General features: G+C 62.7%; 14 protein-coding genes and 1 tRNA gene. 8 read left to right on the forward strand and 7 right to left on the reverse strand.

Translation table 11 applies throughout. The features are described from left to right. Positions 1-156 precede the first annotated feature (156 nt). A complete protein-coding gene (locus AB7D48_RS10050; protein WP_427978411.1) occupies positions 157-618 on the forward strand; it encodes an Hsp20 family protein in 462 nt (153 codons plus the stop codon). 80 nt (positions 619-698) lie between these two features. Here AB7D48_RS10050 and prfB read toward each other — a convergent pair. After that, positions 699-1,830 (reverse strand): peptide chain release factor 2 gene (gene prfB / locus AB7D48_RS10055; RefSeq protein WP_427978647.1). Its coding sequence is split into 2 segments (ribosomal slippage): positions 699-1,760 and positions 1,762-1,830, totalling 1,131 coding nucleotides; the frame shifts between segments, so codons are not numbered across the junction. A 93-nt stretch (positions 1,831-1,923) separates the two neighbouring features. Here prfB and AB7D48_RS10060 point away from each other — a divergent pair. Next, the gene (locus tag AB7D48_RS10060) at positions 1,924-3,390 is read left to right on the forward strand and encodes a glycosyltransferase family 39 protein (protein WP_427978414.1); all 1,467 of its coding nucleotides are present in this window, start codon (positions 1,924-1,926) and stop codon (positions 3,388-3,390) included. Between the two features lie 30 nt (positions 3,391-3,420). Here AB7D48_RS10060 and AB7D48_RS10065 read toward each other — a convergent pair whose 3' ends face one another. The 3 genes from AB7D48_RS10065 to AB7D48_RS10075 form a co-directional block, all read right to left on the reverse strand. Then, a complete protein-coding gene (locus tag AB7D48_RS10065) occupies positions 3,421-4,290 on the reverse strand; it encodes a LysR family transcriptional regulator (RefSeq protein WP_427978417.1) in 870 nt (289 codons plus the stop codon). Further along, positions 4,281-4,904 carry a peroxiredoxin-like family protein gene (locus tag AB7D48_RS10070; RefSeq protein WP_427978420.1) on the reverse strand — a complete coding sequence of 208 codons (624 nt, stop codon included), beginning with the start codon at positions 4,902-4,904 and terminating at the stop codon, positions 4,281-4,283. The genes AB7D48_RS10065 and AB7D48_RS10070 overlap by 10 nt, the downstream gene beginning before the upstream one ends. 114 nt (positions 4,905-5,018) lie before the next feature. After that, positions 5,019-5,282 carry a hypothetical protein gene (locus AB7D48_RS10075; protein ID WP_427978423.1) on the reverse strand — a complete coding sequence of 88 codons (264 nt, stop codon included), beginning with the start codon at positions 5,280-5,282 and terminating at the stop codon, positions 5,019-5,021. 168 nt (positions 5,283-5,450) lie between these two features. On the opposite strand from AB7D48_RS10075, the gene AB7D48_RS10080 reads away from it, so the two are divergent. Beyond that, on the forward strand, positions 5,451-6,038 hold the full coding sequence (locus AB7D48_RS10080; RefSeq protein ID WP_427978426.1) for a cytochrome b/b6 domain-containing protein: 588 nt from the start codon (positions 5,451-5,453) through the stop codon (positions 6,036-6,038). After that, positions 6,035-6,745: a molybdopterin-dependent oxidoreductase gene (locus AB7D48_RS10085; RefSeq protein ID WP_427978429.1), complete on the forward strand. Its 711-nt coding sequence runs from the start codon at positions 6,035-6,037 to the stop codon at positions 6,743-6,745. Before AB7D48_RS10080 ends, AB7D48_RS10085 begins: the two co-directional genes overlap by 4 nt. A gap of 66 nt (positions 6,746-6,811) precedes the next feature. On the opposite strand, the gene AB7D48_RS10090 is transcribed toward AB7D48_RS10085, so the two are convergent. Beyond that, the gene (locus AB7D48_RS10090; RefSeq protein ID WP_427978432.1) at positions 6,812-9,421 is read right to left on the reverse strand and encodes a penicillin-binding protein 1A; all 2,610 of its coding nucleotides are present in this window, start codon (positions 9,419-9,421) and stop codon (positions 6,812-6,814) included. A 61-nt stretch (positions 9,422-9,482) separates the two neighbouring features. Then, positions 9,483-10,277: an N-acetylmuramoyl-L-alanine amidase family protein gene (locus AB7D48_RS10095; RefSeq protein WP_427978434.1), complete on the reverse strand. Its 795-nt coding sequence runs from the start codon at positions 10,275-10,277 to the stop codon at positions 9,483-9,485. 187 nt (positions 10,278-10,464) lie between these two features. Here AB7D48_RS10095 and AB7D48_RS10100 point away from each other — a divergent pair. After that, positions 10,465-10,542, forward strand: a tRNA-Pro gene (locus AB7D48_RS10100). 81 nt (positions 10,543-10,623) lie between these two features. Here the strand turns inward: AB7D48_RS10100 and AB7D48_RS10105 are convergent. Then, positions 10,624-10,752 (reverse strand): hypothetical protein, encoded by a 129-nt coding sequence (locus AB7D48_RS10105; protein ID WP_427978436.1) that lies wholly within the window; start codon positions 10,750-10,752, stop codon positions 10,624-10,626. Positions 10,753-10,797: 45 nt separating this feature from the next. Here AB7D48_RS10105 and AB7D48_RS10110 point away from each other — a divergent pair, with 45 nt between their 5' ends. From AB7D48_RS10110 to AB7D48_RS10120, 3 genes are all read left to right on the forward strand, one after another. Next, positions 10,798-12,027: an MFS transporter gene (locus AB7D48_RS10110; RefSeq protein ID WP_427978438.1), complete on the forward strand. Its 1,230-nt coding sequence runs from the start codon at positions 10,798-10,800 to the stop codon at positions 12,025-12,027. Between the two features lie 114 nt (positions 12,028-12,141). Continuing rightward, positions 12,142-13,065: a lysostaphin resistance A-like protein gene (locus tag AB7D48_RS10115; protein WP_427978441.1), complete on the forward strand. Its 924-nt coding sequence runs from the start codon at positions 12,142-12,144 to the stop codon at positions 13,063-13,065. Positions 13,066-13,074: 9 nt separating this feature from the next. Then, entirely contained in the window at positions 13,075-13,851 is a 777-nt protein-coding gene (locus AB7D48_RS10120; protein ID WP_427978444.1) for a Crp/Fnr family transcriptional regulator, read from the forward strand. The last annotated feature ends 19 nt before the right edge of the window (positions 13,852-13,870 follow it).

The raw sequence follows: 13,870 nt of genomic DNA on the forward strand, positions 1-13,870 counted from the left end.
GTTTTTTTCTTGAAGCCCGGCGTGAAACGCCCATAATGGATGGTGCTTGGTCGCCTCGATGAGGGGCTAGGCGCTCATACGGTTCGCCAGGACGGGAACCGCAAGAGCTGTTTTAAGAAACTATGAATATACCTTGCTTCTGAAGGAGGTTTGATCATGACTTACGATTTCGCGCCGCTTTTCCGTACCGCCGTTGGTTTCGACCGTCTCGCCCGCCTCGTTGATACATTGCCGCAGGAGGCGACCAGCTATCCGCCGTACAATATCGAGAAAACCGGCGAGGACAGCTACCGTGTCAGCCTTGCCGTGGCTGGGTTCGCGCCGGAAGATATTGAGTTGACCGTGAGGGACAACGCGCTTCTGGTCAGCGGGCGTGTCGCCGAGGATGCTGCCAAGGGCGAGTTCCTGCATCGTGGCATCGCCGCCCGTGCCTTCCAGCGCCGTTTCGTGTTGGCTGAGCATGTGGTGGTGGAGGGCGCCGAACTGGTGAATGGGCTTTTGAATGTGAGCCTGCGCCGCGTGGTGCCCGAGAGCGCCAAGCCGCGCCGGATCGAGATCACCACGCCCAAGGCCGCGAACCAGACGATCGACACGCCGCAGCTTCCGCACGCGGCATAATGCCTGGGTGATATCATTCCTGGGTGGTTGGAAAAACGAAGGGGGCCGTAAGGCCCCCTTTTTTATGTGCCCGTGTGGGGTTATTCCGCCATCGCCGAGGCTTCGGAGCGCGTGGCGCCCACCCGCGCGGCCAGAGAGGAGGCCAGGAACGGGTCCAACGCGCCATCCAGCACCGCCGCCGGGTTGCTGGATTCGTGGTTGCTGCGCAGATCCTTCACCAACTGGTATGGCGCCAGCACGTAAGAGCGGATCTGATGGCCCCAGCCGATGTCGGTCTTGGAGGCTTCGGTGGCCGCCGCCGCCGCCTCGCGCTTCTGCAATTCCTGCTCATACATGCGCGCCTTCAGCATGTTCATCGCCGTGGCGCGGTTGCGGTGCTGTGAGCGGTCCGTCTGGCAGGCGACGACGATGCCGGTCGGAATATGGGTGATGCGGATGGCGGATTCGGTCTTGTTCACATGCTGGCCGCCGGCACCGGAGGCGCGGAACGTATCCACCTTCAGATCCGCCGGGTTGATCTCGATCTCGATCGAATCATCCACCACCGGATAGACCCAGACGGAGGCGAAGCTGGTCTGGCGGCGGGCATTGGCGTCGAATGGTGAGATGCGCACCAGCCGGTGCACGCCCGCCTCGGTCTTCAGCCAACCATAGGCGTTGGTGCCGGAGATCTGGATTGTCATGGATTTGATCCCGGCCTGCTCGCCCTCGGATTCTTCCATGATCTCGGTCTTGAAGCCCTTGCGCTCGGCCCAGCGCAGATACATGCGCGCCAGCATCTGGGCCCAGTCCTGTGCCTCGGTTCCGCCGGCGCCGGCGTTGATTTCCACGAAGGCGTCGCGGCTGTCGGCCTCGCCGGAGAGCAGCGATTCGATCTCTTTTTCCTTGGCGGAGGCGGCCAGGCGTTCCAGCGTGGCGAGACCGTCCTTGACCATGGCTTCATCGGCCTCGGCCTCGGCCATTTCGATCAGCTCCAGCGTGTCCTTGGTCTCGGTTTCGATGGCGTTGACGCCATCGACCATGGAGGCCAGCCGGTTGCGCTCGCGCATCACCGCCTGGGCGGTGTCCGCGTCGTTCCAGAGATTCGGGTCTTCGGCCCGGTGGTTCAGCTCGGCGAGTTTGAGAACAGCGGCATCCCAGTCAAAGATGCCTCCTCAGCAGGGCGACCGAGCGGCCGATCTGCTCATTCAGTTGGATGGATTCAGCGGACATTCCGGCGATATACGCGCTGGCGCGGTGGATTGGTAGTGCCATTCGTTTGCCCCCTGCTTGCCAAGCCGCGGGGGGATTGCCATGCAGGTGCGCATGAACGCCACGCTTCTGGTTGTCCTCGCCTCGCTCTGTTTCCGGTTCATCCTGGCCGGAGGCTCGGGCCTTGGTATCGACGAGAGTTATATGGTCGCGGCCAGTTCGCATTTCGCGGCCTCCTATTTCGATCATCCGCTTGCTTCCTGGTGGCTGGAATTGGGCGCGCGCCATGTTTTCGGCTCGGCCGCGCCCTTGGTCGTGCGGCTTCCCTTCGTGCTGCTTTCCGGGGTTTCCTCCTGGCTGCTTTATCTCGTCACCAGGCGTTTGTTCGGCGCCAAGGCCGGTTTCTGGGCGGTGGTGGCTTTTTCCATCGCGCCTGTTTTTTCCCTGGCATTCGGCAGTTGGGTGCTGCCGGACGGGCCCTTGAACGCGGCGCTGCTGGCTTTTTTGTATGCGTTGATCCGCGCCCTGGGCCTGCCGGAGCGCAAACCGGCCCCTTATTGGTGGTTGGCGGCGGGCCTGTTCGCGGGGGTGGCGATGCTCTCCAAATATAACGCGGCCCTGGTGCTGATGGGAGCGGCCTTGAGCGTGGTGCTGGACCCGGCCGGGCGGCGGGAGCTAGGCCGCCCCTGGCCCTGGCTGGGCGTGTTGCTGGCGTTGCTTCTGTTCTCCCCGGTGGTGATCTGGAATGCCCAGCATCACTGGGCGAGTTTCGATTACCAGGGCGGGCGCGCCACGGGCCTGAGGCTGCGGCCCTTGATGCCGCTTTCCATCTGGGGTGGCGAGGCGCTCTATGTGTTGCCCTGGCTATGGGCGCCGATGATATGGCTGCTGATCCGCGCTTTTATCGCGGGGGCCGCCCAGCGCGCATCCTGGCTGCTGGGCTGGGCCTCTGTCATTCCCGTTCTGCTCTTTGCCGTCGTGGGGCTATGGTCGCACACCCATATCCTGTTTCATTGGGCCGCCCCTGGGTATCTGATGCTGTTTCCGCTGCTGGGGGATTGGGCGGTGCGCCGCTCGCCGCGGCTCATGGGCACCGTTGCCGCCATTTCCGGCGGCTTGCTGGCATGTGCCGCCCTGCTCATCGTGGGGCTGGTGCAATTCGGCCTGCCGCCCGTGCTGGCCAATAGCTTTAAGCCGGGCAAATCCCCCATGCTGCAGGCGGTGGATTGGGTGAGCATCGGCAGGGCCATGCCGCCAGGGATCGACGCGGTGGCGGCGCAACGCTGGTTCGACGCCGGCAAGATCGGGTATGCGCTGCGGCGCGACGGGATCGACATACCGGTTACGGTGTTTGGCCGCGCCCCGCATCAATTCGTCTTCACCACCCCGCCGCAGAGCCTGCTCGGCAAGACGGTTCTGCTGATCGCCATGCCCGGCAGCAGCACCGCGACCTGGAACCGCTTCGCGCCGGATTTCGTCAGCCTCAAGCCCGGTCCTGTTCTGCCGGTTCTGGATCATGGCCGTATCCTGCTGTTGATCCCGACATTTATCGGAACGGATCTGAAGCATATTCCCGGTTAGAATTGTTTGGCCGTGATTTTGCGGCGGTTTCTAATCGAAGGCCTGTGCCCGGCAAAGCCGGATGAAGCCGGCGGCGGCTTGGTTCAGGGGCCGGCCCGCCACGGCGGTGAGCAGAATCCGGCGCTCCAGCATGGGGTCCACGAAGGCCCGCGCGGCCAGGGGCGGGGCGATGGTGGCGCGGTTGGAGAGCAGCATCAGCCCCAGCCCGGCACGCACAAGCTCTTGCATTTGCGCGGCGCTGGCCCGGATGCGCCGGGTCCGCAAGGGCGTTTGCGCCATGCTGGCCAGCCTGTCTGCGAAATCGCCGCATTCATCGCCAAGGAGCAGGGTTTCATCCTCCAGGTCGGCCAGGCGGCATTGATTCCGTTGGGCCAGCCTATGTGTTTCCTGGCAGATGAGCACAGCTTTGTCGGTGAAGACAGGCCAGCGGTTCAGCCGTTCGGGCAAGGGGGCGTTCTCGGGAAGGAAGGCGCAATCCAGCCCGTCCGCCAGCATGTTGTCCACCAGCGTGCCGGGCGGCGCCTCGGTGAAATGGATGTCCGTGCCGGGGAGCACACGCAGGATTTCGGCCATGGCGCCGGTGATGGGGGCGGCGGGGATGCCGGGCCCCAGCCCGATCCGCAGCGGACGCGCCACCGCCTTATGCCGCGTGGCGGCCAGGGCGCGCGCCGTCTCGGCGGCTTCCTGCATGGTTTCGAAATGCGGTTGCATCTCCCGCCCCAACTCGGTCAGGCGGCTGAGGGTGCGCTCACGGAAGATCAAGGCTCCGCCAAGCTCTTCTTCCAGCCGTTGGATGGCGCGTGAGAAGGCGGGCTGGGTGACGTTGCAGTCTTGCGCGGCACGCGAGAAATTCAACGTGCGGCAAAGGGCGAGAAAATACCGGACCTGCGTCAGCTCCATCGGCCCGGCCCTTCCAGCGCGCCGATGATCTCGTCAGGTTCCGGCCATTTGGTGAAATCCACATCCACGAAACGCCGGGCGACCATGCCATCCGGCCGGATGAGAAAGATCGCGGGTACGGGCAGGCACCAGGCGGCATTGCCCTGGCGGATGGCAAGATCGAGATTGGAAGCAATCAGATTGGCCCGGTAGAGGGGCGGGATTTTATACACCACCCCAGCTTGCAGCCCGACGCCGAAATCCACGTCGCACAGCACCTCGAAGCGGTTTTCATGCCTGGCTTGCAACGCGGCGGGCTGGGCGCCGGTTTCGGGTGTGAGGGCCAGCAGCGTGGCCCCCTTGGCCTCGATGCGGGGCATGGCCTGGGCCAGCGCCTCCAGCATCAACTTGCAGAACGGACACCAGGTGCCACGGAAAAACCCCAGCACCACGGGGCCCTTGGAGAGATGCTCAGACAGCGTCACCAGCCGCCCCGAAGCGCTGGGCAGCATGAAATCCGGAAAGATTTCCCCCTCGCGCACGATGCCCTCATGGAAGCTTTCGCGTTCCAGCCTGCCGATAATCTGCAGATAGGCCGCGTCCCATCCGGCATTTTGGCGCCGGCTGGCGCGCAAGTCCCGCAGGGTCTGGGTCAGATGGCCGATTGTCTGTCCTCCGTATGCGCGAGGGCGCCATGCCGTGTGAGAGGGAAGCTACTCCATTCTGGCGGCGTGGCGCCCCCCTGGCAATTATTGCTTGGCGCTGGAATGGCTCATGGCACCAGAGCTCATCGCCGATCCATTGCTCATATTGTCGTGGCTCATGGCGGAATTGCCGTTGCCCATGCCGTCATGGCTCATGGTGGCCCCGCCGGCGGCGGTGCCGTTATCCTTGCCCATGGCATCATGGCTCATGGCCTGGCCATTGCCCATATCGCCGGAGGTTTGCGCGAAGGCGGCGCTGGCGCCGGTCAGGGACAGAAGGCAGGCGGCAACGGCGAGAAAGCGGGACATGTTGATCTCCTTTGCTGAAAAACCGGATCGCTCCGGATGAAAGGCATATGCCGCCGGTCATCCCGGCCGCGCCAATGCCGTCTTGTCATCGAATCCATGCCTTGCCGCGCATGCGTTCCGGCTTTCATGCTGCTTATATGATTTCAACCGGAGAACGGAGTGCAACCCATGCGTGGGCGCGTCATTCACCCCTGGCCGTTACGGCTGACCCATTGGCTCAATGCCATCGCGATGGTGGTGATGATCGGCAGCGGCTGGCAGATTTACAATGCCTCGCCGCTGTTCGATTTTACCTTTCCCGTTACCATCGGCCAGTGGCTGGGGGCGGCCATTGCCTGGCATCTGGCGGCCATGTGGCTGCTGGTGGCCAATGGCCTGGTCTATCTGGGCTGGAGCCTGGCCAGCGGACATTACCGGAAATTTTTTCCGATCGGGCCGCGTGAGCTGTGGCGGGATTTCCGCGCCGCGCTGGGCTTTCGTCTGAAACATGAAACCGGCGTTTATAACGCCGTGCAGAAGCTGCTTTATGCGGGTGTTCTGCTGGCGGGCGGGGTGGCCGTGTTCTCGGGGCTGGCCATCTGGAAACCGGTGCAGCTTTGGTTTCTGTGCGATCTGTGCGGCGGGTATATTGGCGCGCGCTATGTGCATTTTCTGGCGATGACCGGCATTTGCCTGTTCATCCTCGTTCATCTTCTGCTGGTGGCGATGGTGCCGAAAGTCTTGCCGCCGATGATCACCGGGGGGCGCCTGCCATGATCAAGCGGCGTTTCCTTCTGCTGCGCGCCATGGCGCTGGGGGCGGCGGCCCCGCTGGGCGGCTGCAATTACGACGACCCTGCCCACCCGGACCTGGCGGATCGGTTCCTGCACGCCATGTCCGCCTGGAACGACAAGGTGCAGGCGGCCTTGTTCAACCCGCATACTTTGGCGCCAACCTTCCGGCCGGAGCAGATCACCCGCCCGCCGCGCTTTAACGCCTTTTACGGGATCGACCAGGCGCCGGTGGTGGACGAAGCCAGCTACAGGCTCGAACTTGGCGGGCGGATTCAGGACAAGACGCCCTGGAGCCTGGAACAATTGCGGCGTTTGCCACGGGAAAGCCAGATCACCCGTTTCGTTTGCGTGGAGGGATGGCGTACGATCGGCGAGTGGTCGGGGGTGAGGTTGAGTGATTTTCTGCGCCGGGTCGGGGCGGATACGCGGTGCAAATATGTCGGCTTCAAATGCGCGGATGGTTATTACAGTTCCATCGACATGCCCTCCGCCCTGCATCCGCAGACGATTCTGGCGCTGGATTTTCTGGGCCAGAAGCTCACACCGGCCTTTGGCGCGCCGGTGCGGCTGCGGATTCCCACCAAGCTCGGCTTCAAGAACCCGAAATCCATCGTTCAGCTCGCCGTCACCAATATCTATCCCGGCGGTTATTGGGAGGACCAGGGTTATAACTGGTTCAGCGGTTCGTAAGTCACCGCTGGAAGGTTCGTGGCCGGATGAGCCCGTCGCGTTGGCGGGCTCATCCTTTATCGGGCTTCAGTAAAGACCGCCCAGGGATTTATCGATTGTCGCGGCTGGCGCGGGGGCCGAGGAACCTGGCGCGGGCGCGCCATTATTGTCGGGGGCTGTCAATGGGTTCGAGGAATCGGAACCATCCAGGCTGTCCATGCCGCCGCCCAACAGGCCATTGCCGTTTTGGGCGCCGGGGCTCTGGTTGGGTTTGAAGGCTTCGGTGACCAGGCGGCCATCTGGCTCGGGCACCTGCTGCAGGGTCATGCCGGGCGGGGTCGCGAAATCGATGTCGGGCTGATTCTTCAGCGCCACCTTCATATATTCATTCCAGATCGGCCCGCAGACATTGCCGCCTGTTTCATTGTTGCCGAGGCTGGTCGGCGTGTCGAACCCGACCCAGCAGCCAGTGACGATTCCGGGGGTAAAGCCGATGAACCAGGCATCGTTGAAATTGTTGGTGGTACCGGTTTTACCGGCGACCGGCTGGGAGATGCCCCTGACCGCGGGCACGCCGGTGCCGCGCAGAACCACCCCGCGCATCATCACAAGCATCTGATAGACCGAATCAGGATCCGCGACTTGCGGGCCGGTGGGGTTTAGCTGCGGCGGCTGGTCGGGGTTGCCGTTCACGCAGTTCGCGCATTGTTCGTCGGGGGCCTGATAGAGCACCGTTCCATCCGGGTTGGTCACGCTGTCGATCAGGCTGGGTGTCACCAGCCGCCCATATTGGTCGAGGCTCGCATAGGCGGCGGTCATCTTCCAGAGCGTGGTATCGATCGCGCCGATGACGGAAGGATAATAAGGCGGCATCTTATCGACGATTCCGAAATCATGAAACGTCTTGGCGATGGCCGGCAGCCCGACCTGACGCGCCAGATGCAAGGTGGCCAGATTGAGGGATTGCTCCAGCGCGTGGAAAACCGGCACGGGGCCCTGGAAGGTGTTTTCATAATTGCCGGGGCGGTAGACCGTGCCGTTGGACATGACTTGCACGAAGGGCCCGTCCAGCACCGGGGCGTCTGGCTGGATGCCCTGCTCCATGGCGGTGAGATAGACCAGCGGCTTGACCGACGAGCCCGGCTGGCGCTGGGCTTGAACGGCCCGGTTGAAGGGGCTGAGGCTATGGCTCCAGCCGCCGACCATGGCGACCACGCGCCCGGTCCGGGGATCCATTGAAATCAGCGCGCCCTGCACGTTCGGGATCTGTTCGAGGGAGAGGGACTTCAAATCCCCGGAGACCATGATCAGATCGCCCGGATGCAGCACCTGCGCCGTGGAGGTTGGACGCGCGCCGGGATGCCCGTTCACGCGTGGACGGGCCCAACGCATGTTGGCGAGCGGCAGGGTGCCGGTTTCCGGGGTGCCGTTGGAGCCGGCCGTGGTGCCGATTCGTGCCTCGGTCGCGCCGGCGGACAGCACGATGCCAAGGCGCCAGCCCGTTCGCATTCCCGCGGGCGTGGGTTGCTTGGCCAGCAGGGCTTGCCAATTGCTGGAAAGATCCTTGTCGGAGAGATGGTTCACCAAGCCATGCCAGCCATCGTAATCATGGTCGTAGGATTCGAGCCCGTTGCGCAGCGCGTTGGTGGCGGCCTCCTGCAATGCCGGGTTCAGGCTGGTTCGCACGATCAGCCCGCCAGTATTCACCGCCTTGAGGCCGAATTGCTGGATGAGCTGGGCGCGTACGGCGTCGGCGAAATAACCGCCGTTCGGCACGCCCTTGGTGGCTGTCTCGGCTTGCGGCAGCAAGGGCTCGGCCTGGGCGGTCTTGGCTTGGGCGGCGGTGATGACGCCATCGGCCTGCATGCGCCCGATGATGAAGTTGCGCCGTTGCAGGGACGCGTCCGGATGCAGGAAGGGATCGTAATTGGTGGGCGCCTTGGGCAAGGCCGCCAAGGTGGCGGCCTGGGCGATGTCGAGCTGGGACAGCGGCTTGTTGAAATAGGTCATCGCGGCCGCGGCGACACCGAAGGAGTTATGGCCGAGATCGACTTCGTTCAGGTACAGCGTCAGCACCTGCTGCTTGCTCATCGCCTGCGACACCCGCATCGCCAGGATGGCTTCCTTGATCTTGGTGACGAAGGTGATGTGATTGTCCAGCAGCATGTTCTTCACCACCTGCTGGGTGATGGTGGAGGCGCCGAGCGGGCGCCGGCCGGAGCCAATCCGGGCGATGTCGGTCAACCCGGCGCGAATCACGGCCAGCGGATTGATGCCGGGTTCCACCCAGAACAGCCTGTCCTCGGCGGAGATGAAGGCGTTGGCCACCACCGGAGGGATCTGGTCATAGGTCACGTAGATGCTGTGCTGCGTGCCCATTTCGGAAAGCAGCTGGAAATTCGAGGTGAAGACGCGTGTTTCCAGGGGGGGTTTATAGGTCTTCAGGCTGTCGATGCTGGGCAGGCCCGCCGAGAAATAAAGAAAGCAGCCCCCGGCGATCACGATTCCCGCGACGACGGCGAGAAAAGCCAGCCTGTACAGGCTGGTGATGAAGAAGCCGAAAATCCGCCCGATCAGGCCGCGGCGCTTCGGCCGGGGGGCACGAGGCTCACGCGCGGGCTGGCGCTTTTGCTGTGGGGTGCGGCTGGAGCGTGCCAGCCGTTCGCCAGCGGGGAAATCGTCATTCTGATCGGACATGCCGGGCTCTTAGCATCTCGCCGCCCGGGCTGCGAGACGGGGGAAGTGACAGCTTTGCAATTCAGCCCGCCATCCGGCCGCCGGCCGAGTCGGTGAAGTAGCTATCGACCGCGCGGGTCAGTTGCGCCACCAGAAGATGGCGTTTCTTGAGGTCGCGCAGGCGCTGTTCATCCTCCACATTGCTGAGGCAACCCATTTCCAGCAGGACGGAGGGAATCGACGGGTCGCGCAGCACCGCGAAATTGGCGCTGCGCTGCGGATCCGGCAGCATGGGGGTGGTGCCGGACAAGGCCGCGGCGAGGTTTTGCGAGAAGGTGGCGGAGCCGACCTTGGTGGCGCGTGTTTCCAGGCTGGCGAGGATATTGGCCACCTGGGGCGAGACGCCCGAAGCAGCCGCGCCGGGTCCGTCCGCGCTGTTTTCATCCTGCGCCACGGCGGCGGCCAGTTTGTCGGAGGCCTTGTCGGATAAGGTGAAGATCGAGGCGCCGCGCAGATCTTCCTCCGGCAAATGATCGCAGTGCATGGACAAAAACAGATCGGCCTTATGCTCCTGGGCGATGCGCACGCGCTCTTCCAGGGAGATGAAAACATCCGTCACGCGCGTCATGGCGACATGGTAGCGCCCGGTGGCCAGCAGGGCCTGGCGCAATTCCAGCCCGGTGGCGAGCGCGATGGTCTTTTCATAATAACCGTCGGGGGCGATGGTGCCGGGGTCATGTCCGCCATGGCCGGGATCGAGCATGACCAGGGGTTTTCGCGTTGTGGCGCAGGCGAAGCGGGGCAGGGCGGCCAGCCCGGCCGTGCCCAGGCCAAGGCGTAAAAAGCCGCGTCTTGAGGCGTCGCAAATCAGGCACATGGCGGCAAGCTTATCATGCGGCTTTCATTTCTGGCTAGGACTCGCTGATTTTTCGTGGGTTTTAGAAAGCAAAGGTAACGCGATTATGTCTGGCACTCATTTTCCCGCCGCGTTTTTCCGTGATGAAGGAGAGATTGCAGGCGGGTCTTGCGGAACCGGCCCCGCTTCGGCTATAGGCTCGCCGCATCGGAGTGTAGCTCAGCCTGGTTAGAGTACTGTGTTCGGAACGCAGGGGCCGGAGGTTCGAATCCTCTCACTCCGACCATCATTTTCCCCCTTGTCTGGTTTTATGCGGCCTTGCTCTGGAAGGCTGGCTTTGGCATGCGTGGCGCATGAATGTGCAGTATCATGCATAATACATGTCAGAATTTATAAAAAAAATTATTATAACCAATTGCTCCGGCCCCATCGCTGAACCATAAGCTTCTTCTTGTATCGGTGCGTAACCCGCCACCGGATCTATTTTGCCGGTCATTTATTTTGCCGGTCATGGCAAACGCAGTTTTAGGAAGGGAAGAATATGTCGGGAACCTCGGCGGTTGATGTGAGGCGGGCGCGCAATGTCGTCGCCGCCGCGTTTTTGGGTTGGACGCTCGATGCGTTCGATTTCTTCATCCTGATTCTGACTCTCGATAATGTCTCCAAGGCATTTGGCGTCAGCATCACCTCGGTGGCGTTTTCCATCACGCTGACCCTGGCGACGCGTGCCATCGGCGCCTTCATTTTCGGACGGCTGGGCGATATTTATGGCCGCAAGCCGATCCTGATGCTGGTGATCCTGCTTTATTCCTTCTTCGAGGCCCTGACCGGTTTTGCGTGGTCCTTCATGTCCTTCATGGTGATCCGCACCTTGTTCGGCATTGCCATGGGCGGTGAGTGGGGGCTTGGCTCCTCCCTGGCGATGGAAACGATTCCCGACCGCTGGCGCGGCTGGGTTTCCGGCCTGCTGCAGGCGGGGTATCCGTTCGGCTTCTTCCTGGCCACGCTGGTTTTCGATTTCGGCTTCAGCTCGCTTGGCTGGCGCGGCATGTTCCTCATCGGCGCCCTTCCGGCCTTGCTGGTGTTCTTCATCGCCACTTCGGTTCAAGAGAGCCCGGCCTTCGAAACCATGCATCACCGCAAGACCAAGGTGTCCATCGGCACGGTGCTGCGGCAGAATGCCAAGCTGGTCGTTTACGGTGTCGTGATGATGGCCGCGTTCAATTTCCTGTCCCACGGCACGCAGGATATTTATGTGAAGCTGTTCCTGGGCAAACAGCTTCACTTCACTCACAGCGAGATGGCCAATGCGGGCCTGATCTTCAACGCCGGCGCCGTGATCGGCGGGATCCTGTTCGGGTTCCTCAGCCAGAAGATCGGCCGCCGTTACGCGATCATCGGGGCGTGCGTGATCGTGCTGCTGTCTCTGTGGCCCTGGTCGCATGGCACCACTTTCGCCACCATCGCCATCGCCGCCTTCTTCATGCAGATCGGCGTGCAGGGCGCCTGGGGCGTGGTGCCGGTGCATTTGAACGAATTGTCTCCTTCGGAGATTCGCGCGACATTCCCGGGTTTTGTCTATCAGCTCGGTAATTTCGTGGCTTCGTTCAACGCGCCGATCCAGACGCATATCGCGGCGGTGAATGGCGGGGATTACGGTTATTCGCTGGAACTGGTCGGTGGGATCGTCGCGGTGGTGCTCATCGGGTTGATGATCTTCGGCCCCGAGGCTCGCAACGTCTCCATGACGCATCGCTCTGGCGAGGCCTAGGGAGGAGACAACCAGGGCCGGTTCCGGCCCTGGCCTGATCCTTGGAAGACCAGGGGCGCCATCTTGCCTGCCAAGGCCGGATGGCGCCCCTGGTCTTTTATCATGGGAGGCGGAATGGAAGGCTGGCTGGGGCGTTCCGGCACGGGGCGGTGGTGGCGTGGCGCCCAAGGGGTAAAAGCCGGCTGGCGCGCGGCGCTTTATGTCGTTCTGCTCATGCTGGTCGTGGCGGGCGAGATCTGGGGGCTGGCCCGGCTGCACCCGCCCTGGCTGAAGCCGCAAGCCGCGTTGAGCGCGGATTTCGTCATGCTGAACGAGCTGTTTTTGCTGATGCCGGTTCTCGCCGCGACGGCGGTCATGGCCCGGATGGAAAAGCGTTCCGTTGTTTCCTGTGGGCTTGAGGGGCGGCATGTCTGGCGCTTGCTGCTCAAGGGGCTGGGGGTGGGGATTGCCGCCCTGTCATTGTTGGAGGGGCTGCTGCTGGTGAGCGGCCATGCCTCGCTGCGCTGGCAAGGGGAGGGGGTGCACCAAATCGCCCTGAGCGGGTTTGGCTGGCTGGCGGCCTGTTTGTTGACGGGACTGACGGAGGAGCTGGCGTTTCGCGGCTATATCCAGCAGGCCCTGACGCGCGGCATGGGGTTCTGGCCCGCGGCATGCGCGACCAGCCTGATCTTTGGCGGGCTGCATGTCACGAACCAGCATGAGAGCGTGATTGGAATTCTCAATGTTTGCGGCGCGGGGCTGATATTCTGTCTGGGCTTGTGGCGGACGGGAACGCTGTGGTGGTCCATAGGTTTTCATGCAGGCTGGGATTTTTCAGAAAATTTTTTGTTTGGCACGCATGATAGCGGCCAGTCCTGCGCGGGCGCGCTGTTGGACACGTTGCCGCATGGCGCGGCCTGGTTTTCCGGCGGGCTGACCGGTCCGGAGGGCAGTTTACTCGGGTTGGGGGTTGAATGTCTGGTGGCCGGATGGCTTTTGTTGTTTCTTCACCGGAGCCCGGCGTCTTTTGATATGGATCAGTGCGGCCCTAAAGGGTAAGCAGGTCGTATGAGTTCATTTGGCAATATCGCGTCTCTCCGCCATCCGGTCGCCATCAATCTGGCCGCCGGTCCGTCTCCCGCGCCGTGCGAAGATTGCGGGGCGCGGCATATGGGGCTTTGCGATGCATTGTCCGATGCGGAGCTGGTGTTTCTCTCCCGCGCGGCGCAACGCATGAGCCTGCCGGCGGGCAAGCAGATCATGGAAGAGGGCGAGACGGCGCAGCATTTCTATAACGTGAATTCAGGTACGGTGCGGCTTTATAAGGCGTTGCCGGACGGGCGCAGGCAGATTACCGGCTTCGCGGGGCCAGGGCATTTCATAGGTCTGGCGGCGGTCGAGCAGAACGTGGTTTCAGCCGAGACGATGGAGCCGGTGCGGCTTTGCCGGTTCTCCCGCGCGGGGCTGCGCGGCATGTTCGCGGAATATCCGGCCCTGGAACGCAAGCTGCTGGATGTCGCGATGCATGAGCTGGTGCTGAACCAACAGCAGATGCTGCTGCTGGGCCGCAAGACCGCATTGGAACGGATCGCGAGTTTTCTGCTCTCCTGGGCGCAACGCCAGGAGGTCTGCGGCACGGGGGGAGGGTTGCCGTCGGCCAATGTGAGGCTGGTTTTGCCGCTCTCGCGGACGGATCTCGCCGATTATCTGGGGCTGACGATCGAAACGGTCTCCCGCTCATTGAGCAATCTTAAGAAAGACGGGCTGATCGAGATTCCGAGCATCCATGAAATTGTGCTGTTGCGCCCCAAGATGCTGGAAAATATCGCGGAAGCCGCCAATTGACGCGCATCAAGGCGTAAGC

This window comes from Acidocella sp. (assembly GCF_050253495.1).
GTDB lineage: Bacteria > Pseudomonadota > Alphaproteobacteria > Acetobacterales > Acetobacteraceae > Acidocella.